We start from the raw sequence: 26,617 nt of genomic DNA on the forward strand, positions 1-26,617 counted from the left end.
TTCCGGCCTTCCGGACTTCCGGCATCCCGGCGCGCCGCGTCCCCTCCCGGGCCCCCGCCTTTGCCCGCGCGGCACCACGCGCCCGAAAACCGATCCCGACGGAGCGATGACTTTGCGGGTCGGGCCCGGTCATACCCAGCACAGCCGCTCGCAGGGGACACGACAACAGCGAGCACCACCGGCGCAGGACATGGGAGCAGCAGTCATGGGAGCAGCATTCATGAGCACAACGCACACCGTGGCATCCGCCGACGGCACCACGATCGTCTACGACCGGCACGAGCCGGCGGGCGACAGCCGGGGGACGGTGATCCTCGTCGGCGGTGCCTTCAGCTACCGGAAGTTCCCGAAGATGGTGCAGTTGGCCGAGTTGCTGACCGAGGAATACGGGCTGACCACGGTGAACTACGACCGCCGTGGCCGCGGGGACAGCGATGACACCCCCGGGCGCTACGACGCGGCGCGCGAGATCGACGACCTGGCCGCGCTGGTCGCCGCCGAGGGCGGGACGGCGGCGCTGTTCGGCTGGTCGTCCGGCGCGGTGTTGGCGCTGCGGGCCGCCGCCTCCGGACACATCCCCGGCATCAGCCGCGTGGTGGCCTTCGAGCCACCCTTCGTCGTCGACCGCACGCGCCACGTACCGCCGGCGGACCTGACCGCGACCCTGCACGGGTTGATCGCCACCGACCAACCCACCAAGACCGTGCGGTACTTCATGACCAAGGCGATGGGTATCCCCGCCCCGTTCGTGGGCCTGATGCGGATCACCCCGATGTGGTCCAAGCTCACCGCGGTGGCCGACTCCACCGCGCACGACTGGGCGGTGATGGCCGAGCACATGCGCGGGGAGCCGCTCGACCCGGCCGACTGGGCCGGCGCCCGGATGCCGGTGCTGGTCCTGTCCGGTGGCCGCAGCGACGCGCTGCTGCGCACCGCCGCCGGCGCCGCGACCGCGGCACTGCCCGACGCCCGACACACCGAGATCGCCAAGCTCAGCCACAACCCGAACGTACGGCTACTGGCGACACCGGCAGGCGAGTTCCTCACCGCCCAGGAGGCCCCGACCTCCTGACCCACAGCTTCGACAGCCGCCTGCCGGGATGCCCGACGGGCGCGAGGTATGAGGGCGCGGGGGCGGCGGGGCGGGGAAGCATGGGGACGCGGGGGCCGGCGGAGCGGCGAGGCATGGGGACGCGGGGGCCGGCGGCGCGGGAGGCGTGAACACCGGAGACCTGGTCGCGCAGGCGGCCGGCGGTGCGGAACGCGAGAGGACGCGGTAGACCCGGCGGCACCGGGGACCTGGTCACGCGAGCGGACAGCGGCGCGGAACGCATGGGGACGCGGGAGGGCCGGGGGCAGGAGGGCGGGAGCGGAAGGGCCGGGAGCAAGAGGGCCGGAGCAGGAGGGCCGGAGCGCCGGGGCGGGAGAGCCGGGGACGTGGGAGACCTGGTCGCGCGGGCGGGCTCGTGGCGCGGGAGGCGGGAGGCGGGAGTCCCGCAGGTGTGGCAAGCCCGGTCAGGCGCGCCGGATCAAGTCCGGCGGGCCGCGCCGGCTCCCGGTCCACCATTACGGGGGCCACCCGACGGATTCAGGTGTCGGGGCGAGAAGGCGCACGTCCCCCGCTGGGTAGGACCCCGTCAGCCGCCACCGGCGGCCGCGTCGGTGGTCGGTGGCGCCGTCGCCCCCGCTCGGCGCGTGCATACGCCATCCCACAGACCGGGAGCGCAGCCATGGACTTCGCGTTCAACGACGACCAGGAACTCTTCCGCAGGACGCTGCGCGACTTCGTCGACCGCGAGATCATCCCCGTCGCGATCGAGTGGGAGCACGCCGATCGCCATCCGACCGAGATCATCGCCGGCCTGCGCGGACTCGGGCTGTTCGGGATCAGCGTCCCCGAGGAATACGGCGGCCTCGCCCTGGACAAGGTCTCCTACGCACTGGTCTTCGAGGAGATCTCACGCGGCTGGATGGGCGTGGCCGGCACCCTGGGCACCCACTCGCTCGCGTGCGCACTGATCGCCCGCGACGGTACCCCCGCGCAGCGCGCCCGCTACCTCCCCGGGATGGCCACCGGCGAGTGCCGCAGCGGCATCGCGCTCACCGAACCGGACGCCGGCAGCGACCTCCAGGGCATCCGGACCACGGCCCGGCGCGACGGCGACGCGTACGTGGTCACCGGCGCCAAGACCTGGATCACCAACGCTCGGCACGCCGCAATGCTGCCCGTCCTGGTCAAGACCGACCCCATCGCCGAGCCGCGCCACCGGGGCATGAGCATCCTGCTCGTGGACACCGATCACCCCGGCTTCGAAGTGGTCCGGGATCTGCCCAAGCTCGGCTACAAGGGCACCGAGAGCTGCGAACTGCGCCTGGACGCGGTCCGCGTACCCGCCGACCGGCTCCTCGGCGGCGTCGAGGGCCGCGGCCTGCAACAGGCGCTCGGCGCACTGGAAACCGGCCGGATCAACATCGCCGCGCGCTCGGTCGGCATCGCGCAGGCCGCATACGACGCCGCCCTGGCGTACAGCCGCCAACGGCACGCCTTCGGGCAGCCGATCGCCGACTTCCAGGCGATCCAGCTCAAACTCGCCGACATGGCCACCGACCTCCAGGCGGCGCGCCTCCTCGTGTACTGGGCGGCGGTACGGGCCGACAGCGGCGAACGGGTCGATCTGGAGACCGGGATGGCCAAGATGTTCGCCTCCGAGGTCGCGATCAAGAACTCCCTCGAAGCCATGCGCATCCACGGCGGCTACGGCTACTCCGAGGAGTTCGTGGTCGAACGCCTGTACCGCGACGCCGTCCTGATGGGCATCGGCGAAGGTACGAACGACATCCTGCGCACGGTCATCGCCAAGCAACTGGTGGCGGGGAAGGGGCGGATCGGGTAATCGAAGGGCTCGGGCATCGGCACCGTTCCCGATCTCGAATCAGATTCGCGATCGCAACCGCAACCGCAACCGCTGCCACTGCCACTGCCACTGCCACTGCCACTGCCACTGGCACTGGCACATTGCCGCAACCGCAACCGCAACCGTTCCCGCTGCCGCTGCCGTTGCCGCTGCCGTTGCCGCTGCCACACGCAAGGAGGCGCCCCTTGACCCGCACCCCACCCGGCCCCCGCCCACTCGCCGTCTTCGATCTCGACGGCACCCTCGTCAGGGGCGATTCGTTCGGCCACTTCACCCGCGTACTACTGCGTCGCGCCCGGTGGCGCATGGTCGCCGTGGCGCTGTGCCTGCCGATCATCGGCCCGCTGTACACCCTCCACGCGACCCGCCGGCACGCCTTCGCCCTCGTTCTCCGGCTCGCCACCATCGGCCTGCCCGCAGCACGATTCGAGGCCTTGGCCGCCGACTTCGCGGCCGAACGCACGATCGAGAGCAATCGGGTCGCGATCACCCTGGCCCGAGCCCGCGCCCATCTCGCCGCCGGCGACCGCGTCGTGGTCGCGACCTCGTGCGCCGATCCCCTGGCCGCCGCCATCTGCCGTGAACTCGGCCTCACTTCGGTAGAAGTGATCGCCTCCCGCCTCACCCCGAGCCGCGCCGGCCTGCGACCGCTCCCCGCCTGCCGAGGCCCCCGCAAGGTCGCCCGCATCCGCGCAGCCGGCATCACCGATCCCATCACCCACGCCTACACCGACAGTTCCGTCGACCTCCCCCTCCTCGCCGAGGCCACCCACCGCTACCTGATCGACCCGACCCCGCCCCACCTCACCCGAATCCACACCTGCCTGGGCCCGAACTACCAGGTCCTGCGCTCCCGGTAGCCGACCCGGTAGCCGACCGCCTGCCGTCGTGCCCGAGTGGTCGACTACGGCACCGGCACGAGTCGCACGCCGAGGCAGCGCCCCGGGTGCCGTGCGGCGCGGTGCCGCACCTTGCCGTGCCGCGCACCCTGCCGTGCGATGCCGTGCCGTACACAGGCCGCGCCGTACAGGGCGGTGCCTGCGGCATGGTCACATCGCGCCCCTACGCTGCCCCCATGGACATCAGGGAGCGTGCCGTCGGTGCCGTCGTCGGGTCGGCCGTCGGGGATGCGTTGGGCGCACCTTTCGAGTTCGGGTCGGCCGGGGCCTTCGGTACCCGGTTTCCCGAGGCTCCGGCCGGGAGTTCGCGCGCCGAGGGACGCTACGCGAACGAGATGTGCGGCGGTGGCGGGTGGGACGCCGGCGAGGCGACGGACGATACCCAGATGGCCGTGCACGTGGCGTATTCGCTGCTGGAGCGCGGTGGGTTGGACCTGCCCGACATGTTCGCCCGCTTCCAGCGCTGGGCCCGGTCCGAGCCCAAGGACATCGGCCTGCAGACCGAGGACGTACTCACCAACGGCATGCCCTGGGACCTCGCGGCCGGCGTGCACTTCCAGACCACCGGGCGCGCGGCGGGGAACGGCTCGCTGATGCGGGCCACCACTCCCGCCGTGCACTTCGCGCCCGACGGCCGCACGGCCACCATGGCCGCCGCCCGCCGGATCGCCGCGCTCACCCACGGCGACCGGGCCGCGTGGGAAGGCACCGCGATCTTCCACGAGTTGCTCCGGGCGACCCTGATCGGCGACGACCCCTTGGCCGCGATTGCGGAGACGCTCGCCGAGGTTCACCCCGACCACCACGACCGCTATGCCACCGTCCTGGACGCGGCCTGGCACCCCACCCACGCGACCGAGTTCAACGGGGCCGTCTGGCCCTGCCTCGGCTCGGCGGTCTGGGCGCTGCGCACCACGTCCTCGTTCGAGAACGCTATCCGCGCCGCGATCGACCTCGGTGGCGACACCGACACCGTCGCGGCGGTGACCGGCGCCCTGGCCGGCGCCCGATACGGCCGGGCCGCCATCCCCACCCGCTGGACCGACCGACTCCACGTCCCGCTGCCGGGCTCGAACGGCGAGGTCCTGCGCCCGTCAGACCTCGCGGACCTGACCGACCGGCTCCTCAGCCGCACAACGCAGCCGGCAGCCTCGATCACCTCGCCCACCTCGCCCACCTCGCCCACCCTCGACTGACCCTGGCCGAAGCCCGATCAACCGACCCCCGCCGAGCCCTGAGCGCCCTCCACGGCGCGCCGACCGCAATCGCCCGGCGTGCGCGGATCAACCGTCGGCGCCTGCCCGGGACAGGCCGCGGATTGATGCCCGCCTCTCACCCGACTCTCGCCCGCCCCCACCGCGCTCCCCACCCGCCCCACGCCCCGAACGGCCCACCGGCTCAGTCCGTTCGCGCCTTCCCCTGGGTTCGGCGGGCGTAGGCGCGGGCCGCGCGGACGCGGTCGCCGCAGCGGGTCGAGCACCATTGGCGGGAGGCGTGGGTGCGGATGAGAAAGCGTCGGCAGGGGGTCGCGCCGCAGGGGGCCAGGCGTTCGGCGTCCGGGCCGGTGACCAGGTCGGCGGCGTCCGCAGCGAGGATTGCGATGGCGTGGTTGACGATCTGGTCGATGGGGTGCGCCTGGGCGCGGTACGGGCCTCGGTCCTCGTCCCAGTAGAGGAGTGCGGCCGACGGGGCGCTGGTGAGCGCGTCGTTGATGGCCTGTACCGACGCGGCCGGCGCCGGGAGATCGGCGATCCGGGACGAGAGCAGTGTTCGCACCACATCGCGGAGGGCGCGCAGCCGACCCGCGCACACGTTGTACAGCCGGCTGTCCGGCGGCGCGAGCTCGCGCGCGACCAGCCATTCCTTGGCGGACGCGGGCGAACCCAGCAGGTCGATCTCCTGGCCGCCGGGGAACGCTAGGTCGCTGTTGGCCAGATCGAGCGCGAGGTATCGATCCGCCCCGGGCGCGGGCGGCGGACCGACGGACGCGGGGTGACCGGATACGCCCGCCACGTTCTCCTTCATGGCTCTCATGTTAAGCCTTGCCGTTCTCCGTGAGAATCGGCTAAGTTTTCTCACGGCAAACGAAGCGATTATCCGTGAGGTGTGCAGTGACCGGCAGCAGCAGTGCGACCAACGAGCAGATCGACATCCGCGTCTTCGGCGGCCCCTCCGCCCTGATCGAGTTCGGCGGCCTCAGGTTCCTCACCGACCCCGCCTTCGACGAGCCCGGCGAGTACCCCGTCGGCACCGAGCGCGTCCTGATCAAGACCGCTCCCGCCGCCATCGACCCGGCCGACCTCGGCCCCATCGACGTGGTCCTGCTCTCGCACGACGAACACCCGGACAACCTCGACCATTCCGGTCGGGCGCTCCTCGCCGACGTTCCACTGGTCCTGACCACCTCCGGCGGCGCGGGCCGGCTCGGCGGCACGGCTCGGGGTCTGATGCCCTGGGAGACGGTGGAACTCCCCCGTCCGGACGGCGGCACCGTCACCGTGACGGCCACGCCCGCCCAGCACGGCCCCGACGGCTGCGAACCGATCACCGGCGAGGTCGTCGGATTCGTACTGACCGCGTCCGACCTGCCCACCGTCTACGTCAGCGGCGACAACGCCTCCCTGGCGGTGGTCGAGAAGATCGCCGCACGCATCGGCCCGATCGACACCGCCGTCCTGTTCGCCGGCGCGGCCCGCACCCCGCTCTTCGACGGCGCGCTCCTCACCCTCGACAGCGCCCAGGCCGCCGAAGCCACCACCATCCTCGGCGCGCGCCGGGTCGTCCCGGTCCACTTCGACAGTTGGGGCCACTTCACCGAGGGCCGCAGCGCCCTGATCGACGCATTCACCGCGGCGGGTCTGATCGACCGCCTGGAACTGAGCTGACGAGAGCGGCTGCGGGGCAGCGCGGAGCGCATGGGCGCAAGCCGCGGGGCATGCGGGCGCGGGGGCATGCGGGCGCGGGACGGCCCTCTGCGCCCGGGCCCGCCCGCGATGCCATCATGGCGAACGTGAATCCACCGGATGCCACCACACCCAACGCCGCGCTGGTGCAAGAACATTGGCAGTTGCGACAGGCGCCGTACGGGGACTTCATCGTGTTCGCCGACGGATCGTTGGCGGTGATGGACCTGATCCGCGTTTCCCCCGCCGACCGACTCCACGACAGGCGCGCCGAGCAGTGGTACTGGGGGGAGGCGCTCCGGGCCACCGCCTGGACGCCCACGGACTGGATGGACGTCGACAGCACGTCCGCCTCGTGCAGCCACGAAGGAAGCCGCGCACTCGCCGGCGAGTCGTCGGACCACGGCAGTATCGGCTGGGTCGCGCTGACCCGTGCGGACGGCTCGCTGGAGTGGCTCGCAGTCTCCTGCTGGTCCAATCCGTTCACCGAAGTCACCCTGAACGAAACGCAATTGATCGCCACCTCAACTCTCGGTCGGATCTGGACCTTCCCGCGCAGCGCCCCCCAGCAGGTGACGATCACCGAGGACCCGGCCTACCCCTGGCCCGCCTCGTCCCAGCCCTCCACCTGAGCCGGTCCGCCGGATGGGCTCGCGGCCCGGCCACGGCCACGGGACACAGCCACGGGACAGGGGATAAGGGATACGGGACACAGCCACGGTCCACGGCCTCGGCGCAACTCCCGGGCGCAGCCCGCCCGCCGAGCCTTCGCGCGAACCCGATGTCATAGGATCGCGTGATCATGGACACGAGCGCGCGGCACGCATTGCTCGCCGTCCCGGCCGGACACGTGACGCTGTCCGACCGGCGGACCCGGCGCAGTTGGTCGGTCGAACTCGCCCCTTACCGGCTGGCGGCGTTCCCGGTCACCCAGGCGCTGTACGCGGAGGTCACCGGCCTACGACCGAGCGGCCCGCACGGCGAGCAACTGCCGGTCGAGGGCGTTTCCTGGTGGGACGCGGTGCGGTTCTGCAACGCCCTGTCCGAACGCGACGGCTTCACTCCGGCGTATCGCATCGAAGCCGACAACGACACCGACGAAGACAGCAACAACGGCAACGGCAACGGCAACGAGCGTATCGAGTGGGACACATTCGCCGACGGATACCGCCTGCCGACCGAAGCCGAGTGGGAACACGCGTGTCGAGCCGGTACGACGGGACCCCACTACGGCCCCCTGGACGACATCGCCTGGTACCGCGCGAACTCGGACGAGCGCATCCACGAGGTGGGCGGCAAGCAACCCAACGCGTGGGGCCTGTACGACATGCTCGGCAACGTGTGGGACTGGTGCTGGGACGTCTATGACGCCGAGGTCTACGGCAGTTACCGTGTTCTGCGTGGTGGTGGCTGGTTCGACGAACACTGGAGTTGCCGAGCTTCCGCCCGTCGCCGCAGCCACCCGACCTACCGGGTCGACGACGTCGGATTCCGCATCGCCCGCTCCGCAACCCCCTGACCGGGGGCCGCAGATGGGCATGGCAACCCGTGCAACCATGCCCTCCTGCGCTGCGGCGGCCACACCGTACGCCATGGCAAGTCCCGTGCCATGACCGCCCGCGCCCGCTTGGTGCGACTCGTGCCGCCGCCGGTCGATCCCGTCGATGCCCATGGTGACTGGGCCGCGGTGGAAACCGCGCTCGGCGTTCGACTGCCCGACGACTACAAGTGGTCGGTCGGGACGTACGTACATATGGGGCGAGTTCGGTGACGTCCTCTATCTCCGCACGCCGTTCGGAACGAACAGCCACCGTGGTTCAACACCTTCCGCCCGCGCACCCACAGATGCCTCCGCCTGTCCGAGAGCCGGTTCGCCCACCCCGTTCGCCTGCGCCTCCTCCGCGAGGCGCAGGCCCCGACCGTGGATCGGGGCCGGTGGGAGTCGGACGCCGCGGACGAGTGGCGGAACCACTTCGCGACCGTGGACCACGACTGGCTGCTCACCTACGAAGCGCCCCGCCCGTCGCCGCTCACCGGAGTCGCCGCCGCCGGCGGCGGGGCGCCCGACACGCACACACGATCCGCGTCGACTTCCCGCCCGAGGAAGCGGACCTGGCCCGGATCACCACGTTCCAGTCCGAGTACGAACGCGGCTTCCACATGACCCAGGGCGTGCACCCGATGGGGCCGATGCATGGGATGGGACCGATGCACCCGGTGTGTCCGACGGCGCCGATGCATCCGACGGCGCCGATGTTTCCGATGCACCACCCGTACCCCATGTACGCCGCGCCCTCGACGCCGCCTGCGCCCACGCCCACGCCCGCGCCCGCGACATATCCGGCGCAACAGGCCGACCCGGCGCAGTCCGACCACGGCCGCCCGGTCGAGGGGCAGTTGCCGCCCCCGCCCCCGGTCCCCGCCAACCACCGCCCCGGCCGCAGCAACCACCGGCGCCTTCTGACCGGCAGACCCGCCCTCACCCGCTCCCGCGCACCGCCCGCCGCGTCGATCGGGGTATCTCGGTCGCCGCGGCGATCTCGCGCAGCGCGAGGGTCGCCGCCTCGATCGCGGCCGCCGGCGCGCCGCGCCAGACCTCGGCGTGTGCGGCGGCGTTGGCGCGGACCGCATCCTCCGCGACCTGTACGCCGCTCGGGGTCAGACTGATCAGCGTGCCCCGGCCGTCGCCCTGGTCCGGAAGGCGTTCGGCGAGGCCCTCGGCGACCAGGTGATTGGTGACGTTGCTGGTACCGCCCGAGGACAGCAGCAATGCGCGGCTGAGTTCGGTGGGCTTGAGCCGATAGGGCGCGCCGGCCCGTCGCAGCGCGACCAATACGCCGAACTGGGCCGGGGTGAGCCCGAATTCGGGCAGCACGCGACGGGTGGCCTCGTCCAGGTCGGCGGCGAGCAACATGATCCGCTTGCTCAGTTCCGTCGTCGCGTCCAGCACGTCGGGCAGTTCGGCCTGCCACGCGTTGACGAGGGCGCTCGCGCGGTCCTGTGGTGCGGTCATCTTGACAGCGTATTACACACACCTGATAGCTTTCTAAAAAGCTTTCAAGTGAACTCAACGCTACCCATGCGATACCGCGCAACGCCGGGCCGACCCCGGCACCGGTGTCGGCACCGATCCCGGTATCGGCATCGGCATCGGCACCAGTGCGGGCATCACCGCCAACCGCCGGCACGACCACACCTGCCCAACCCTCTCGGAGCCCTGATGTCCACCCACCCCACCCCGGCGGCGACTCCTTCCGCCGCGCCCTCCCCCACCCGACTGCTCCTGCGCGGCGGCACCGTCGTCGACACCGACCCGCACGTCACCGCCCGACCCGACACCGACGTCCTGATCGAGCACGGCGCAATCGCCGCCGTCGGTCCGGACCTGTCCGCCGAAGGAGCCGAAGTCGTCGACGCCCGCGACCGGATCGTGCTGCCCGGATTCGTCGACACCCATCGCCACGTGTGGCAGTCCGTGCTGCGCGCGGTGGCCGTCGACAGCGACCTCGGCGACTACCTCGGCCGGGTGCTCGGCCGGCTCTCCCCCGCGATGCGCCCCGAGGACGTGTACGCCGGCAACCTCGTCGGCGCACTGGAATGCCTGGACTCGGGCATCACCACCGTGCACGACTTCTCCCACGTCCAACACAGCGCCGAACACGGCGACGCGGCGGTACACGGACTACGCGCTGCCGGCATCCGGGCGGTGTTCGGCTACGGCCACCCGCCGTTCGACCCCGCCGCCCGCGACCCCCGCATCATCCGCGACCTGCGCAAACGCCTGTTCGCCGACAACGACGACCTGGTCACCCTCGCGCTCGCCCCCGGCGGCCCGTCGTACACCCCGATCGACCTGGTCGAACAGGACTGGCGCCTGGCCGCCGACCTCGACATCCCACTGGCCGTACACGTCGGCAGCGGCCCGGTCGCCCAACGTCCCATCGAAGTCCTGCGCGAGCACGGCCTGTTGAATGCGCGCACCCTCTACATCCACGGCAACTCGCTCCCGGACGACGAACTCGCGATGATCGCCGACTCCGGCGGCACCCTCTCGCTCGCGCCGCACATCGAGGCCCAGATGGGACACGGCGCACCGATGATCAACCGCGCCCACGCCACGGGGCTGGTCACCGGGCTCGGCGTCGACGTGGTCACCAGCGGTCCGGGCGACATGTTCTCGCTACTCCGCGCCGCCCTGCTCACCAGCCAACTCGCGGACGGGCCAAGGTTGTTCGCAGCCGACATGCTGCGCATGGCGACCATCGGGGGAGCCGCCGCGCTGGGCCTGGCCGATCGCATCGGATCCCTGGCCGTGGGCAAGCAGGCCGACCTGATCCTGCTGCGCGCGGACGCGATCAACCTGGTCGGCGCGTCCCACGACATCGCCGGAGCCGTGGTGGCATCCGCCCACGCGGGCAACGTCGACACCGTCCTGGTCGCCGGCCGAATCGTCAAGCAGGCAGGCCGACTCACCCACCCGCACCTGGCCGACGCCATCACCGACGCCCGAAAGTCCGCCGAACACCTGGCAGCCACGGGGTGACTCGCCTGGCCGGTTGGGTTGACCCGCCAGGGCAGTACGGGCTGACCCGCCGGGCCGGTACGGGGGGTGAGCCGCCGGGCCGGTACGGGGTGACCCGCCGGGCCGGCACGGGGTGACTCGCCGGGCCGGCACGGGGTGACTCGCCGGGCCAGTATCGGCTGACCCGCCGGGCCGGTACGGGGGGTGACCCGCCGGGCCAGTACGGGTCGTACACACCCGAGGCGGTACGGGCGCACGCACGACGCCCAGCACGAACTGACGCATCCGCCCCGGCGAACACCGGCGGTTCCGACCGGACAAGGGCCGCCAACGAAGGACCGCCGACACGGAACCGCCGCCGGCGGACCGCCGCCAAGGGAACTCCGTTGGGAGAACATCGCGGTGCGACCGCGGCACCTCTTATGCCCGCACGGTTCACCGATCCCCGCCTTTGCGTCCGTTGACCTGCACGAGGTCGTCATGCAGGCTCTGGACCCAGGGAGCGGGGGATCGCCACAGGAGGTACAGGGTGGGGTACTGCGGGGGTTGTTCCGGACAAGGCTGGGTCCCGATGGACCAGATCTGCAACGGATGCGGCGGCTCCGGCCAGAACGGCATGGGCCAGGACAGCAATTGGTCCTGTTCGGGATGCGGCGGATCCGGCAGGATGCAGGCGATGGTGCCGTGCCCGACCTGCGGCGGGAACGGCGGTCAGGGAGGCGGCGGCGGGGGCCCGATGTACGCACCGCCGAGCGCCCCGCTCACCCGCGGCCAGCGCGTGAAGGCCCGACTGCTCTCCCTCGTGGCCTTCGGCATCCTGGCGGCGTACGTCTACCACACGACGAGGTAACCCCGGTCGGCCCTCGACGTCGACGTGGACGTCGAAACCGGGGCCGGGGCCGGGGCCGGGGCCGAAAACATGACGCGCGGCGGAGGCCGGCGACATACCGCCGCCCTCCGTCGTGCGCCCATGTTGTCCCACAGCGAGCGGTGTTCCGCACCGCGAACAGCGCACCGCATAACGAGCGGTGCACCCGAACAAGAGCGGCGCACTCTACCGAGAGCGGTGCTCTCCGCAGCGAGCAGCGCACCGCTCAAGACTGTGCATTCCACTGCGAGCAGTGCACCGACCAGCGAGGCCGCCCACACACGAGCGGCGCACCCCACCGAGAGCGGCGCATTCCGCAGCGAACAGTGCACTCCCATCCCACCGAGCGGTGCTCTCCGCAGCGAGCAGCGCCACCACTCAAGACTGTGCATCTCGCTGCGAGCGGTGCACCAAAGAGAGAGCACCGCTCCCACACGCGAGCGGCGCACCCACCGAGAGCAGTGCTCCCCACCGAGAGCAGTGCACTCCGCAGCGAGCAGCGCACTCCCATCCCATCGAGAGCGGTGCTCTCCGAAGCGAGCAGCGCACCGCTCAAGACTGTGCATTCCACTGCGAGCAGTGCACCGAACAGCGAGCACCGCTCCCACACGCGAGCGGCGCACCCACCGAGAGCAGTGCTCCCCACCGAGAGCAGCGCTCCCCGTAACGATCGGTGCACTCCCATTCCACCGAGAGCGGTGCTCTCCGCAGCGAGCAGCGCACGACTCAAGACTGTGCATCCCCCTGCGAGCAGTGCACCGAACAGCGAGCACCACTCCCACACGCGAGCGGCGCACCCACCGAGAGCAGTGCTCCCCGTAACGATCTGTGCACTCCCATTCCACCGAGAGCGGTGCTCTCCGAAGCGAGCAGCGCACCACTCAAGACTGTGCATCCCCCTGCGAGCAGTGCACGACCAGCGAGCACCACTCCCACACGCGAGCGGCGCACCCACCGAGAGCAGTGCTCCCCGTAACGATCTGTGCACTCCCATTCCACCGAGAGCAGTGCACTCCGCAGCGAGCAGCGCACTCCCATCCCGTCGAGAGCGGTGCTCGCGTCGCGTAGCAGCGCACCGTTCAGCAACTAAACGTCCCGCGATCCATGCATCGCACGGCGAGCAGTGCAACGAACAGCGAGCGCTGCTCCCCCACGCGAGCTGCGCAACTCATCGAGAGTGGCGCTCCTCATAGCGAGCGGCGCCCCTCACCGAGATCGGTGCTCCCCACAGCGAGCGGCGCCCCTTACCGAGATCGGTGCACTCCGCAGCGAGCGCCGCACTCCCATCCCACCGAGAGCGATGCTCCCGCAGCGAGTAGCGCAGGGAGAGCCGGCCTCGTCCTCTCCCCGTTGGCGCTCAACCGGCGATGACGCGAACCCGCGCTGATCTTCGATCTCGTCACAAATAGTCGAGTTTCGCCCGTCGAGCCGTCCCCTCAAGCCTCGTCCGGTGAAAACCTGCCCGAAGCCGAACCACACCCGCTCGAACCTCCCCGGGCCCAACCACACCCGCTCGAACCCCTGGGCCGAACCGCACCCACTCGAACCTCCCCGGGCCAAACGCCATCCGATCGAGCCGCACCCGATCAAGCCCCGCCGTCGGCTGTAACGGCACGTAGTTGTCGTCCTCACCCGACGCCCGCTGTCCGAGCGCCCCGTTAGTCTCGCTCCCCCAGCATTCGAACAAGGATTCGATCACCAGGCGAGCACCCCACCCCCTCCACCCCCTCCCTCCCCTCGTCGAGTTCCGGAAAGGGCCCCTGTGAAGGTACGGATAACCCGCGACCGCCTCGTCGAGGCCATCGGCTGGGCCGTTCGCGCGCTGCCCGCGCGGCCGGTCGTCCCCGCTCTCGCCGCCTTTCGGCTCAAGGCGGCCGACGGCACCCTGGCCGTCTCCGCATACAACTACGAGGTATCGGCCGGCATCGAGGTCGCCGCCGAGGTCGCCCGGGTCGGCGAGATCCTGGTCCCGGGCCGACTGCTCGCCGACATCGCCCGCGCGCTCCCCCGCGATCAACCGGTCGACCTCGCCGTGGACCCGGCCCGGGCCCGGGTGACCTGCGCAGGTGCCTACTTCGCGCTGCCGCTGCCGGCCCTCGCCGACTACCCGGCCACGCCGCTGCTTCCGGAGACCGCGGGCACCGTGCGTGCGGCCGCCTTCGCCGAGGCCGTCGCGCAGGTCGCGATCGCCGCGGCCCGGGACGAGAGCCTGCCGGTACTGACCGCCATCCGATTGCACCTGACACACGACGCACTGGTCCTGGCCGCCACCGACCGTTACCGGTTGGCGGTTCGACGCCTGCCCTGGCAGCCGGTCACCGAGGATCCGGCCCGGACGGCCCTGGTGCCGGCCAGGATGCTGGCCGACTTGACGAAACACTCCGGAATCGACGCGGACCTCCACCTCGCCCTCGGACCGGAGGCGGGTCGTCGTGGCCTGCTCGGCCTGGCCGGGAACGGGCGGCACGCCACGACGCGCCTGCTCGACCACGAGTTCCCGCGCTACGACTGGCTGTTCGACAACGAGACCACCGCCGTCGCAACCATCGAGGCCGCGGCGCTGATCGAGGCCCTGCGTCGGGTGGCGCCCGTGGTCACCCGCAACGCCCCGGTCCGGTTGTCGTTCGGGCCGGAGTCGCTCCGGGTCGAGGCCGGCAGTACCGACCAGGCCGAGGCGGGCGCGACACTGCCGATTGCCCTGACCGGCGAGCCGACCAGGGTCGCCTTCAACCCGGCCCACCTCCTCGACGGCCTGGCCGCGCTCCGCACGCCGACCGCACGCCTGTCGTTCAGCACGCCGACGAAGCCGACCATCCTGACGGACGGCGCACCCGACGCACCCGACGGACCCCTCCCCCACGACACCCCCGGGCGGAGCGACGCCGACGACCCGGACTACCGCTACCTGCTGATGCCGATGCGCGCCGCCTGACCAGCCGGGCCGAGCGCAGCGGCGAACGCCGGGCCGCCGCATGGCCGGCGTCGGCCGACCCCGCCCGCCCGCGCCCTCACCGCACCGGTCCCAGCAGCGCGCCGAGCACCGCGTCCGTATCGGCCAGGTCCGCCAGGACGACATCGGCACCCGCCGCCGTCAGGTCCGCCGCGCTCGTCGTCCCGGTCGCCACCGCGACGGACCACGCGCCCACGGCTCGGGCGGTGGCGACGTCGCGCGGGGTGTCGCCGACGATCACGGTGTCCGCGCCGACGTGCCGCCGGCCGAGGTGCTCCTCGGTACGCGCGAAGGCCCAGGCCGGCAGGTCGACTCGCTCGTAGGCGTCGTCGCCGTACGCGCCGACCCGGAAGTCCACGTGGTCGGCAAGGCCGAAGACCTGCATCTTCAACACCGCGAGCGCGTACGTGTTGCCGGTCAGCACCGACTGGCACACCCCGGGTATCGCCCGCAGGGCGATGAGCGCCTCGGACGCCCCGGCAAGAACCCGGCCCTCCGCGACCAACTCGGCTTCGCGATCCCGCAGTTCGGCGATGATCAGGTCCAGGAAGGCATCGAGCATGGCACCCTCGGGCGGCAGTCCGTGCGTACGCAGCACATCACTCGCCATGGCCAACTCGGTACGCCCGTCGAACTGCCAGGGATGGTCCAGCGAACGCCCGGACACCTGACGAAATGCCGCCGCGTACGCCCGTCGGGCCACCGTCCCGCCGTCGATCAGCGTGTGGTCGATGTCCCACAACACCAGCCTGGAACCGGCTCCATCAGTCGTCATGAACACTCCGATCATCGACAACCGCCCCGCACGGCGGCTGCCTCGAAGCATCGCATTGGGCTCTTTTCGCACCGACGCCGGGGTCCACTGAGCGTATTGCGAAGATCACAGAGCGCGATCATCGCCCGCGCCCCCGCCACCGTTGCTCGACCCCTCCGCATTCCGATCCCCCGTGCCGTCCGGTCCCTCCGCTCCCTTACCGCGCCCCCACCGCACCATCCCCCACCGTCACCGCGCCCTTTCCGCGCCACCGGCACATCCGGCACGAAGGCGAATCCACATGCTTTTCCGGGTGATTCCTCCTATTCCCCGCACTGATCACATCGCACCAGAGCCCACCCGACACCGACAATCCATCGTCATTCGGCAGAACGAACAACCGGCCAGGACCACATTCCGGCGCCATTCCGGCTCGCGCTCCTGTGCAAGCACGGCCGTCGTCCAATCCCTCTCAAACAGCCACTGACGTGCAACTTGCATGGCGAGTTGTGCGGCGATCCGCACGGGAGGGTGTCCGTTGATGTGTGCGTCGAGATGTCCATGTACATGCATGGCTTTCTGAATCCCAACGCGTTCGTCAAGACGCATGGCTGTATGTGCGGGTGTGTGGGCGGCTGTGCGGAACGGGCGACGGATGCACGGAGACGTGGGCGGCCGGTCGGAGCGACGGGCGAAACGGCGGCCCGCGCGGTGGACCCGCCGGTAGGTCTCGCGGCGGGCCTCACAACGGCGCGTCGGCGCACTGGAACGGCTGGTCGAACGATGGTCCGAACGGTGGATCACGCGGTCGCTCAAGCACTGGATCACGCAACGGAGCACACACTCGGCGCCTGGGTATTCATGCGTGACAGGGGATGGTTGTGCGGGCGGATCTTCCAACATGCAGATCGAACACAACGGCAATGCCTTATTTTCTGGGCTTTTGCGCGGTTCTCGTGACGACCTCATCGCGATACGCGACACGCCGACTCTCCTGACAGGAAGTTATTTGCCGGAGATAGCGATAGGGTTCGGTCGTTGACACGAAAGGACGGTCATGGCCACTTCCCGGGAGCGTTGGACCGTGGCGAGGCTCGCGGCCATCGCGGGTCTGCCCAGCAAGGTGGGCTACGAGGCACGGGACCGAAACGTGCTGCACCCGACGGTGCTCTCGCCCAGCGACGTATTGCCCCTGCTCACCTTCGAGGCATTGCGAAGGATCAGCTGGCCGGGCGAGAACTATGCGCGCAACACGCCACAACGTCTGCGCCTGTGGGAACACCTGGCCATCGAGCACTCACGAGTGGGCGATCTCGCCGATGTCGACCCGATGACCGGCCTTTACGTGCATCCCTCGGGAGCCGACTTGGCCGTTCGACCGAGCGAACACGCCGCTCTCGCGCTGCGGTTCGTCGAAGAGAACACGCCTTACCAGTACCTCACGCTCGGCGCGTGGGCCCAGCAGGCTCTGCGGGCCCTCGCCGCCGAACAGGAGCAGGTCGGACGACGCCACGGTGCCGCCTGACCACCGCTCGGGAAGTTCTGCCCCAAAAGCAGAGCGAGTGGCCTAGGAGTCCAGCCCTAGTCCACTCGCTCGCAGCTCAGCGCCCCTAGGGGCGCCGTCGGAGAAAGGAGGCCTGTCGGCCGCTTACACAACCGAACAGTGAGACCCAGCCGTTCCGGTACTTCCACGCGCCGAACGGTCGGGTCACCCCTACCTCTTTCTCTTCACCAGCTTCAGGAGCAGATCATACCTGCGATCCCCGAGGCAGGCCCAGTGCTGTCTTCAGCCAGGTCCTTGCCCTCTTCAAGTGTGCCCGAATCCTCTGGATTCACGATGCAGGCTCGGGTCCGTGCCGCCTTGCGCGCTGCGCGAGTTCGCGTCGGCGGCGCCCGAGGCGTCGATCCGACCATGCCGGACTCGGTCCGCCGGGCCTCGGTCAAGGTCCCGCTGCGGGTCGTGACCGGCGAGGCGTACAGCGACCTGGCCTTCGTGTTCGCCGCCAAGGTCGGCCACCTGGCGGCCGGCCCCAACCAGCCCGGCTGCATCGCCGACCTGACCACGATCGCCCGCTACCTGGGCCTGACCGTCCGTTCGGTGACCCAGCCCGACGGCCGGATCGCCCTCAAGGCCCCGTCGTCGCTGTACGCCGCGCAGAAGCAGCTCACCGCAGGCGAGGAACTCACCGTCGTACGCCGCACCAAGCCCTCCGGCACCGGGACTTCGGCGGTCCGCCGGCTGCGCACACCGGAGAAGGGCGAGCCGTGGGTGATGGTGCCCGTCGCCCTCCTGGGCGCGGTCCCGCACCGGCATGCCCGGGCGTATGCGGTCATCTGCTACGCCCGCGCCCGCGGCCACCACCTGACCTACGCCGAGCTCGCCGACGTGCTGCGGCACCAGTCCGGCCGCCGGATCGGCGAGCCGGTGAGCGTGCGCGCCGCCCGCGGAGTGGTCGCCGACCTGGAGCGCTGGGGCTGGGTGGAGGTGGGCCGCCGCGAGGGGTGGCAGGGCCGCAACATGCTCGTACCGCTCCGACCCTTCGAGCACCCGAGCGACCACGAGCCGCCCGCCACCGCCGCCGCCGGTGTGGACACCGAGTCGGTCGAGCCGGTCGACATCTTCGCTGCGGAATTTCCCGGTGGGGCCGGTGGGGCCGGTAGAGCCCAGGGGATCGGAGAGACGGGAGAGACCGGGGATCCCGGCTTGGTGGACGCCGTGGTGACCGAGGAGGACGCCGAGTACGCAGCCGAGGACGCAGCGGCGGGCGGAATCGAGGTCGACGCCGTCGGAGCGCAGCACGCGACACGTGCGGAGACGGTTGACCGAACTGCCGACTGGACTACCGACGAAGCGCGTGTCGTCACGTGTGGTCGTACGTCTGCGCACGGCGGCGAGGAGGTCGGAATCGGAATCGGAATCGGGGTCGAGGCCCGGGTCCGGAACGAGACCGGGAACGAGACCGGGAACGAGGTTGCGGAGACGACTCGCGCGGTGACCGCGGGGGAGTCGCGGGTGACTTCCGCGACGCCCGGAAACGTCCTCTCGGGAGTGCGCGCCGAGGGCTCCTCCGAGCCCGCTCGGAACGGCATTTCGGCAGGTCGGAGCCTAGGTGCGGAGGGTCAATGGACGTCGGGTCCGCAGGGGGTTGGGACCTCCGTCACGTATAAGGAAGACACTCCGATTGACCTACAGATGAACGCGGACTCCCAGGGGGGTTCCGCCCGAAGGGCGTCTTCCGTGGTAGACGGGCACAAGCCCGCGAAGAGGCCGCAAACGGCCTTGCCGGCGAAGCCTGCGTCCGGGACGCCTGCGGCGGAACCCCGTCGAACTCGCCCCGCACCGACGCCGAACCACCGGACCACCATCTCCGCCACGGCGGCGAAGGCGTTCGCCGGGATCGAGCCGCTGGTGGCCAGGATGAGCAGCGGGCAGCGAGTCGTGGCCGCGGGTCTGGTCGATCGGGCCGTGGCCGAAGTCGGCGACGCGGATCGGGTGTTCGCCCGGCTGGCGGACCGCTGGCGGACCCAGGAGGGGGCCGTCAGGAGCCCTGTGGGCTGGCTGGGAGGCCGCGGACTGGCCCGGCGTGGGTGCGAGGACCCGAACTGCGAGGACGGCCGCCTGTGGCTGCCCACGGCCGGTCCCGGGGCGGGCGTGGGCGGGGACCCGTTCGCGTGCCGCAACTGCGCTCGGCAGGACCAGGATCGGCGGGCCGAGGCGGACGAGCGCTTCGGCGCCGAACGGCGCGCCGCGCACCGGGCCCGGCAGGCGGCGGCGGTCGCGGCGGTCGCGAGGGTGGCGGAAATCCGGCCGACGGTGGCTCCGGCGCCGATCGGGACCTGCGAGGACTGCGACCGGGCGGTTCGTGGCCTGCGTGAGGACGGGGTCTGCGCGGACTGCCGCGAGGACCGGGAGTCGGCCGCCGGGGCCGCGGAAGGGGCGCTCCGAACCCTCCAGGCGGCGTTCTGAGCGCCTTGGCCGTGGTGGATGGGCGGCGAGTGACTGCCCGATCAATGTGCCGTCAGGTGGCCGCTGAGCGGCTTCGAGGTCCGGCGCCGGGGTCGGGTGAGGGATCGATGCGTGGGCGGGCCGCTGCGAAATGGGCGACATGCGGGATGATTTGCCGCTTTTTGGATCTTTTAGTGATGAACGGGCTTATTCGGGCTGTCGGTTCGGAGTGGAGTGCGTGGGCTGCGGGGTATTTCCGCATGAATTCGCGTCGGTTCGCGTGAATTGGTATGAGTTTGCACGAGTCGCACGAGTTGCTGTGGGTCTCACGTGCAGTTCGTGCGGGTTCACGCGACGCGGGGCTCGCGTATCGGCACGGCCTGCACGGCGGTCCGGGGCGCCGTGCACTGGGCACCTCGCGCCTGGCGCCTACGGATGAAGCGGGTTGTGGCCGGCCCGGGGATCGGGCAGGGGCACGGGGCTGCCGCGTGACCCGGAGGCTCGTGGACCTTGGCCACGGCTGAAATGCAACTTTTGCCACCGTTTTGCTGCCTCGGCGATCCCCGGAATGCGGCGACCCCGATCGGCGTTCTCGGCGGCCCGCTGCGGCAGTTGCGCCGACGATTGCCCGACAGGAGACGTCCTGGTGGGCGACATGAGAGCGCCGTCGGCGGGCACGGGGGACTGGATGGCCTCCGTGCCCGCCGACGGCGGATTACTGCTGGGGCGAGAAGATCTCGGGGCGGCCGAGGGCGCCCTCGGCGTCGAGGCGTTCGAGGAACAGTTCGACGGCGGCCGAGAACAGATACACGACCAGACCGCGCTTCTCGGTCGCGGTGAGCTCGGTGTCCAGGTCGCGCGCGAGTTCGTACACGGCCGGGCTCACCCGGTAGCTGGAGGACTGGCTGGGATCGGTGATACCGCCCCTGGCACGCAGGAACGAGCGGATCATTTCGATCTGCTCGTCGTTGTCGTCGGGGAGTTCGAGCAATGCGGCGTTGAGGTAGTGGCCGAGCGCCAGTCGCCGGTTCTGCGACGAGCGCTTGTCGGCGGTGAGCCGCTTGCCCAGGCGCGCCTTGACGTCGGGCAGGAGCCGGAAACCCCAGGTCTCCCAACCCTTGGAGTTTATCCGCGCGTCGAGAAAGCTGTCGAGCAGCGAAGCATGCGCCGACCGCTCGTCGGCGGAGCCGGTACCGACCGGAGTCGGGGCGGCCGGTGCCGGAGCGGGAGCACTGCGTCGGGGTGCGCGGGCAGCCGGCGCCTTCGCGGGTGCGGACGCCTTGGCCGGCTGGGCCGGAGGAGCCCGGACCGGCTCGGGAGCACGGGGTGCCGGTTCGGCCACGGGAGCCGGGGCCTGGGCCTGGGCTTTTGTGGGCTCGGGCTCGGGGGCCGGCGTGGGCTCGGGTGCCGGTTCGGCGGTGAGGGTCGGGACGTTCGGGGCCGGCTCGGGAGTCGGCTCCGGGCGGGCCGCCACGGGGAGAGGCTCCGGGGTGGGCGGTGCGGTGGGTGTCGGGTCCCGGGTGGGCTCGACGCGGGCTGCCGGCTGGGGCTGTGGAGCCTGGGCCGGAGCCGTCGGTTCCGGGGTGGCCGCCTGCGCGGTCGTGGTCGGGGTGGGCTCCGCTGCGGGCTCCGGGGTGGGCGCCGCGACCGGCTCCGGCGTCGGTTCCTGGGCAGGCTGGGACACGGCCTCGGGGGCCTGTGGTGCCTCGACGCGCGGGGCCGCCGGGACGGTGGCCTCCTCGGTGGCGGGTGCCGCCGCCGCGTGGACGGGCTCGGGCTCCGGGGTCGGGGTTGGGGTCGGCTCCGGGGTCGGCGCGGGTGCGGGAGCCGGTACGGCAGGCGCCGCGTTCTTGAACGGCGGCCCCGACGTCGTACCGCCGGATCCGCTGCCGCCGCCCATCTGTGCCAGAAGCGCCGCCGTCGAGTCGGTGCCCGAGTTGAGGAAGCTGCCGTTCATGGCGTCCTGGAGCGCGGCGGCCAGGACCGACGACTGGACGGCAGGGGCCTTTCGCGCTTTGGCCCTCGACTTGGGCGCGGGCTTCTCGTCTGTCATCAGGCTGCCTGCTTCACACGGTCGAACAGTTCGATGGCCAGCTCGGTGTAGGCAACGCTCGCGGCGATGTTCGGTTGCTCTATGCAGACGGGGCGCCCGATTTCGTACGCCTGCGAGATCCGGCTGTCCCGGCGGATCTGCGTCTGGAAGGGGTCGAGGCCGTAGTCGGCCAGCCGCTGCTCGACCTGGTCGTCCTCGCTGGTGCGGCGGGACGGGGCGTTGGCCTTGTTGATGACGGTGCCGATGAAGCGCGGCTCGCACTCGCCGAGGGTGCGCTCGGACGTGGCGGCGGTCAGGCCCTTGATCACGGCGGCGCCCTGGACGGTCGCGTACAGCGGTTCGCACACCGCGACCACGAAGTCGGCGGCGGCGAGGGCGACCGCGGACAGGGCACTGACGCTGGGCGGGGTGTCGATCAGGATGATCGTCGGGGTCCGCCGGATGGGTTCGAGGATGCGCCGCAGGATCCCGGTGGTGGAGAAGTCCATTCCGGCGATCTTGCGCTCGGCGTCGACCATCGTGCTCTGCACCGAGCCGAAGAGGCTGAGGCTGCCGGTGGTCTCGAAGGACTTGAGCAGCTCGCTGCGGTCGAAGATCATCTCCGGCACGTCGGGCGTCATGCCGTTCAGCTGCGCATAGAGCGCGAAGCCGACCGAGCGCTGGGGCTGCGGGACCACGCCGAGTGCGACGCCGGCCTGCGCCTGGGGCTCCAGGTCGACCACGAGGGCGTGAAAGCCGTTGATTGCCAGAGCGCTCGCGAGGTTCACCGTCGTTGTCGTCTTCCCGGGACCCCCCTTCTGGCTGGCCACCGCCACTACTGCACCCATCGTGCGTCCTCTCAAGTAGAGCCGACCGGCCGCCTGCGGGAGCCGGGTTTCTGCCGGTGGCCTGTCAGAGCCGTCCGCTGCACCTGACAGGGAAGACGACGTACCTCCGGGGTAGCTGCTCGATACTTCCGTCGGAAGTCCGAAAGCGCAACGAACCAGGATCTAGCGGGCAGAACCTCCAAGACGTCCTTGAGGGGTCCGGCCTAAGTTTTGTCTGTCAGGTTAGCAGCGGATTCTCAAAATTCACTGTGACACTCGGAAAACCCACCCGTATGTCCCGGTTAACCCGTTTGGTCGGCCGAATCAACGCCCCCAACAGGCTCTTTTGGCGCACGAATTGCCGATGGAACTCTCGATTTATAGGTCACCCGTTCGACATATCGAGACACAGCCCGAATGGTCGACCCGACCGAGCCCTCGACGACACCCGGACGGGCCGGCAACTTCACCCCTCCGGGTCCATCTCGGGTCGGTCTCGGAGTCGGTCTCGGGTCGGTCCTGGGTCGGTCTCGGGCTCGTGGGTCGGGTCCATGGGTCGGGTCCATGGGTCGTCATTGCGTCTCGGACCACGACTCGCGATCGGCGCCTGAGCGGTATGTGGGTGACCGGGAGAGCTGCCAACGGGGCATGCTGCGCAGCGAATCCGACCGTGAGTGGGTTTGGGCCGGGAGCATCGGGCGAATTCGGCGAATTCGGCAGGTTTGGCAGGTTTGCGAATGGCGTGTGGTGGTGGGCAGCCCTGTCGGAGTCGCCCGTGAGCGGCTCCGGCCGTGACCGAGCTGCTCCGCTTCGGCCGCAGCCGCAGCCGCAGCCACGGCCAGAGTCGCTGACGGCGGCCGGCCAGGCCGCGTGGCGAATGCGGCTTCGTATCCGCCGGGTGTCCGGCCGCCGAGGCTGCCGTGCAGCCTGCGCAGGTCGAACCGACTCGCGCCGGCCCCACGAAGATGCGATGGCGCGTCGAACACGACTACTGCGAGCTCAGACACGGGCCGGGACTGGACCACTACGACGGACGATCCGGCGCGGATGGCACCACCACGTCACCCTCATCACCGCCGCCCAGCCCACACCTGCCTGGCCCTGCACCGGACCCACCCGCAAGCCTCACACCGGCCTGACGCTCCACCAGTTCCTGGACGCCCTCCGGAACCTCCTGGACTGCCGGACCGGAACCTGCCCCACCCGCACCCGACCCCATTCGCTGCCCGCCCACCGGTGGGTGGTGCGCATCGTGAAGTTGCAGGTCACGGGTCTGCTGTGAGGGCGATAGAGGACTCGTGGCGATCGGCGGCCGCCGGTGTCCACGGCGAAGGTCGTCCGATCTGTCGGCCGCCGTGGCTCTCGGGTCTGCCGGGGTTGCGGTAGGGGTCCGGCGAGCACAGCGGATCATTGCCTGCACCAGGTCGAGGCGGCCGACCGGCCGCCAGGGCACACTGCAGCGAGTGGCGCCGATGCACGCAGGAGGGATGGCGGGTCATGATCCTCCCGAACGTTCGGGACCCTCGCTTCATCACGATCCGCCGTGGTGGAACCCTCACCGACGCGGATCACCGTCTCCTCGCGCTCTGGGCTGCTTCGTGTGCGGAGCACGTCCTGGGCCTCTTCGAGTCGGCCCGCCCCGGGGATTCGCGGCCGCGCCAGGCGATCGAGCATGCCCGGGCATGGGTGCGTGGCGAGGTCGGGATGATGCAGGCCCGCGCGGCGGGTGGCCATGCGATGGGGGCAGCCAGAGACCTGTCGGGAGCAGCGCGACATGCCGCGTACGCCGCCGGCCAGGCCGGTGCCGTCGCCCACGTCGCCGCGCACGAACTCGGCGCGGCCGCCTACGCGATCAAGGCCGCACGTGCGGCGGCCCCCGAAGGCGAGAGCGAGATCGCGGGACGACTCGAGTGCCAGTGGCAACGCGATCAGCTCCCGGAGGCGATCCGCGAGCTCGTACTTGACGACCAGCGGCTGCGCAACGACATCTGCTGGTCGGCGTTCGACTGCTGAAGCCGAACCTTGCACCTTCCTGACGGCCGGCCCAATGAGCGCTATGCATCGTGAAGTTGCCGGTCGGGGGTCGGGTATGGCCGGGCTCAGGGTGCCCCCGCCGCGCCGGCTCCGGGCGGATGACTCCCGTCGACCTCGTCGGCCAGCGGACGGCTGCGCGGTCCGTCAGGACCGGCAGGGTGCCCTCACGACCGCGGTGACCCACTTCGGCTCGACGCCTACATGGTTGCTCGACGGATCGTTCTGTCGTCCGTGAGGGCTCCACGGCGGCCGATCCGTTGTTCGGCTGTGCGTTCTGCCCGTCCGGGCCGTCACAGAGCCGCAGAGAGGCCCTTCCGGCCGCAGATCCGTGCGTCGTGAGCTTGCGTGTACCCGCCGCACGCCGACACGAAGACCGGCCCGACCGTGCATCGCTCCGTCCGCCGGTTGCTTGCGAGTGCCGTGGTTCGAGTGTGCTGTTGCGCCGGCCGCACGTAGCCCCGGCCGTCCGGTGAGCCGCAGCTCGGTTGCTCGCAAGATCGTCGGATCGGTCCGTACGTAGGCCCGGCCGCTGACTCGGCGACCGAGTGCGCGTTCCGTGGACCGACCAACCCGCAGATACGTCCGATCGGTCAGCCATCCGTCGTATGGCTCAGCCATCCGCCGTTCCGGCCGCACACCCGCCGCCGGCAACGCAGTTCGCGCCGTCCGCAGAGCGTTTGCTGCGCCCGGCTGTTGTTCCGCCGAGCCACCCGCCCGAACGGTGATCCGTCGCTCGCTCTGCACGCCCGAAGGCAGATCCATCCGAAGGCCGATCGTTCGAGCGATCGATCCAGTCATCCGCCCATCCGTACGTCCGTACATCGCAACGTCTATCCGAACGCCCATCCGTACAGCCAGTCACCCAGCCATAGGTCCACCGTTTCGCCCATCCGTAGTTCCGCTCGACCAACCAGCCATCGTTCGTGTCGTCTATAGAGCCACCCACCCATCCACCAGCCCGTCCGAACGAACGCCCGACCATCCCAACATCGCTCCGCCCACCCGCACGCATATCCATGCATCCACTCATCCATCCAAACGCACATTCATAGTTCCGGCCGCACAGTCAGTGTTCCGCCCGTTGTTCCGCCCGACCACTCATCCGTCCACCCGGACACCCGCACATCGTCACATCCGCTGTTACACCCGTATCAAAATCCACCGTTCCATCTCTACATCCGTCCATCCGTCCACCCGTCCACCCATCCGCACATCGAACCATCCGTCCGTCCGTACATCCATCCGAAGATCCATCCGCACGTCCGAACGCATAGCTATCTACCCACCGTTCCGCCCATCCACAGAACCGCACACCCTTACGCACACACTGACACCCACACACCCGTCGCAACAAACACCCGCACACCCGCCCGCACAGACGCCGTTTTAGTGTTGCATCTCCTCGCATATATCACGTAGCAGAAGCTCGAACATGCCACGTCACTTCTTCACGTGCACTTTGCCATGCGGTTCACGCTCTATCTGATGCAACATATTCAAGAACACTTCCATGAACAGTCTGCTGGATATTCTTCGCTTCAGTATCCGCAACATGTCGCGTTGCATGAGTTGTGAACTTGTGAAAAATGCAGGTCAGAGCCTCCTGCTGGCTAGATCATCCACGTCGGGCCCGGATGCAAGAGATGCTTCTTCCTTGGTGTCATGCCATACAAGCAGGTGCCAGAACGGCCCGCGTATGCGAACTCTGAATCGCCTGACAGCACGCGAACCCTACGCTGCTGGGGCTCCCGCGACTCCTCCCCTGACCGTCTCACGGCCCGAGGAACTATGAGAATCAGTCCTGCTGCCTGGTGCGACTGCCGGTCCCTTAGGACTCAAGCCTCGATCCCTCGACGCCATATTGCCATCGGGCCGCTTCGTGCTGGACCCGTGTGCGTGGTAGGGCCTGACGGTCTCGCGAGAGCCTGCCCCCGGCATGCGAACGGAACAAAGGCCCCGAGGGGCGG

General features: G+C 70.3%; 19 protein-coding genes. 14 read left to right on the top strand and 5 right to left on the bottom strand.

Annotation, left to right across the window (positions count from 1 at the left end):
- The first annotated feature begins 220 nt into the window (after window positions 1-220).
- The 4 genes from ACZOOI_RS37575 (at window position 221) to ACZOOI_RS37590 (ending at window position 5,010) form a co-directional block, all read left to right on the top strand.
- Window positions 221-1,072: an alpha/beta hydrolase gene (locus tag ACZOOI_RS37575; protein ID WP_465284050.1), complete on the top strand. Its 852-nt coding sequence runs from the start codon at window positions 221-223 to the stop codon at window positions 1,070-1,072.
- Between the two features lie 658 nt (window positions 1,073-1,730).
- A complete protein-coding gene (locus ACZOOI_RS37580; RefSeq protein WP_465284051.1) occupies window positions 1,731-2,894 on the top strand; it encodes an acyl-CoA dehydrogenase family protein in 1,164 nt (387 codons plus the stop codon).
- Between the two features lie 206 nt (window positions 2,895-3,100).
- Window positions 3,101-3,775: a haloacid dehalogenase-like hydrolase gene (locus ACZOOI_RS37585; RefSeq protein ID WP_465284052.1), complete on the top strand. Its 675-nt coding sequence runs from the start codon at window positions 3,101-3,103 to the stop codon at window positions 3,773-3,775.
- 215 nt (window positions 3,776-3,990) lie between these two features.
- Window positions 3,991-5,010 carry an ADP-ribosylglycohydrolase family protein gene (locus ACZOOI_RS37590; RefSeq protein ID WP_465284053.1) on the top strand — a complete coding sequence of 340 codons (1,020 nt, stop codon included), beginning with the start codon at window positions 3,991-3,993 and terminating at the stop codon, window positions 5,008-5,010.
- A 202-nt stretch (window positions 5,011-5,212) separates the two neighbouring features.
- On the opposite strand, the gene ACZOOI_RS37595 is transcribed toward ACZOOI_RS37590, so the two are convergent.
- Window positions 5,213-5,839 carry a CGNR zinc finger domain-containing protein gene (locus tag ACZOOI_RS37595; RefSeq protein WP_465284054.1) on the bottom strand — a complete coding sequence of 209 codons (627 nt, stop codon included), beginning with the start codon at window positions 5,837-5,839 and terminating at the stop codon, window positions 5,213-5,215.
- Between the two features lie 86 nt (window positions 5,840-5,925).
- Here ACZOOI_RS37595 and ACZOOI_RS37600 point away from each other — a divergent pair, with 86 nt between their 5' ends.
- The 3 genes from ACZOOI_RS37600 to ACZOOI_RS37610 all read left to right on the top strand — a co-directional run bounded on the left by ACZOOI_RS37600 (window position 5,926) and on the right by ACZOOI_RS37610 (window position 8,236).
- Window positions 5,926-6,699 (top strand): MBL fold metallo-hydrolase, encoded by a 774-nt coding sequence (locus ACZOOI_RS37600; protein WP_465284055.1) that lies wholly within the window; start codon window positions 5,926-5,928, stop codon window positions 6,697-6,699.
- 125 nt (window positions 6,700-6,824) lie between these two features.
- The gene (locus ACZOOI_RS37605) at window positions 6,825-7,349 is read left to right on the top strand and encodes a hypothetical protein (protein ID WP_465284056.1); all 525 of its coding nucleotides are present in this window, start codon (window positions 6,825-6,827) and stop codon (window positions 7,347-7,349) included.
- A 170-nt stretch (window positions 7,350-7,519) separates the two neighbouring features.
- On the top strand, window positions 7,520-8,236 hold the full coding sequence (locus tag ACZOOI_RS37610; protein ID WP_465284057.1) for a formylglycine-generating enzyme family protein: 717 nt from the start codon (window positions 7,520-7,522) through the stop codon (window positions 8,234-8,236).
- A 960-nt stretch (window positions 8,237-9,196) separates the two neighbouring features.
- Here ACZOOI_RS37610 and ACZOOI_RS37615 read toward each other — a convergent pair.
- Window positions 9,197-9,730 (bottom strand): MarR family winged helix-turn-helix transcriptional regulator, encoded by a 534-nt coding sequence (locus ACZOOI_RS37615; RefSeq protein ID WP_465284058.1) that lies wholly within the window; start codon window positions 9,728-9,730, stop codon window positions 9,197-9,199.
- Between the two features lie 207 nt (window positions 9,731-9,937).
- On the opposite strand from ACZOOI_RS37615, the gene ACZOOI_RS37620 reads away from it, so the two are divergent.
- The 3 genes from ACZOOI_RS37620 (at window position 9,938) to dnaN (ending at window position 15,039) form a co-directional block, all read left to right on the top strand.
- On the top strand, window positions 9,938-11,260 hold the full coding sequence (locus ACZOOI_RS37620) for an amidohydrolase family protein (RefSeq protein ID WP_465284059.1): 1,323 nt from the start codon (window positions 9,938-9,940) through the stop codon (window positions 11,258-11,260).
- Between the two features lie 550 nt (window positions 11,261-11,810).
- Entirely contained in the window at window positions 11,811-12,089 is a 279-nt protein-coding gene (locus tag ACZOOI_RS37625; RefSeq protein WP_465284060.1) for a hypothetical protein, read from the top strand.
- A gap of 1,780 nt (window positions 12,090-13,869) precedes the next feature.
- A complete protein-coding gene (gene dnaN, locus ACZOOI_RS37630; RefSeq protein WP_465284061.1) occupies window positions 13,870-15,039 on the top strand; it encodes a DNA polymerase III subunit beta in 1,170 nt (389 codons plus the stop codon).
- Window positions 15,040-15,115: 76 nt separating this feature from the next.
- On the opposite strand, the gene ACZOOI_RS37635 is transcribed toward dnaN, so the two are convergent.
- Window positions 15,116-15,832, bottom strand: coding sequence for an HAD family hydrolase (locus ACZOOI_RS37635; RefSeq protein ID WP_465284062.1), 717 nt, complete (start codon window positions 15,830-15,832; stop codon window positions 15,116-15,118).
- An 880-nt stretch (window positions 15,833-16,712) separates the two neighbouring features.
- Between ACZOOI_RS37635 and ACZOOI_RS37640 the strand changes: the two genes are divergently transcribed.
- The 3 genes from ACZOOI_RS37640 (at window position 16,713) to ACZOOI_RS37650 (ending at window position 19,778) form a co-directional block, all read left to right on the top strand.
- Window positions 16,713-16,853, top strand: a complete 141-nt coding sequence (locus tag ACZOOI_RS37640) for a hypothetical protein (RefSeq protein ID WP_465284063.1) — start codon at window positions 16,713-16,715, stop codon at window positions 16,851-16,853.
- A gap of 15 nt (window positions 16,854-16,868) precedes the next feature.
- Window positions 16,869-17,336: a hypothetical protein gene (locus ACZOOI_RS37645; RefSeq protein WP_020554288.1), complete on the top strand. Its 468-nt coding sequence runs from the start codon at window positions 16,869-16,871 to the stop codon at window positions 17,334-17,336.
- 387 nt (window positions 17,337-17,723) lie between these two features.
- On the top strand, window positions 17,724-19,778 hold the full coding sequence (locus ACZOOI_RS37650; protein ID WP_465284064.1) for a hypothetical protein: 2,055 nt from the start codon (window positions 17,724-17,726) through the stop codon (window positions 19,776-19,778).
- A gap of 694 nt (window positions 19,779-20,472) precedes the next feature.
- On the opposite strand, the gene ACZOOI_RS37655 is transcribed toward ACZOOI_RS37650, so the two are convergent.
- Window positions 20,473-21,810: a hypothetical protein gene (locus ACZOOI_RS37655; RefSeq protein ID WP_465284065.1), complete on the bottom strand. Its 1,338-nt coding sequence runs from the start codon at window positions 21,808-21,810 to the stop codon at window positions 20,473-20,475.
- Complete coding sequence (locus ACZOOI_RS37660) at window positions 21,810-22,637, bottom strand: ParA family protein (protein WP_079026817.1); 828 nt, start codon at window positions 22,635-22,637, stop codon at window positions 21,810-21,812. Before ACZOOI_RS37660 ends, ACZOOI_RS37655 begins: the two co-directional genes overlap by 1 nt.
- A gap of 1,476 nt (window positions 22,638-24,113) precedes the next feature.
- Here ACZOOI_RS37660 and ACZOOI_RS37665 point away from each other — a divergent pair.
- Window positions 24,114-24,629 (top strand): putative immunity protein, encoded by a 516-nt coding sequence (locus ACZOOI_RS37665; protein ID WP_465284066.1) that lies wholly within the window; start codon window positions 24,114-24,116, stop codon window positions 24,627-24,629.
- Window positions 24,630-26,617 lie beyond the last annotated feature (1,988 nt).

Source organism: Embleya sp. L77, from assembly GCF_055557415.1.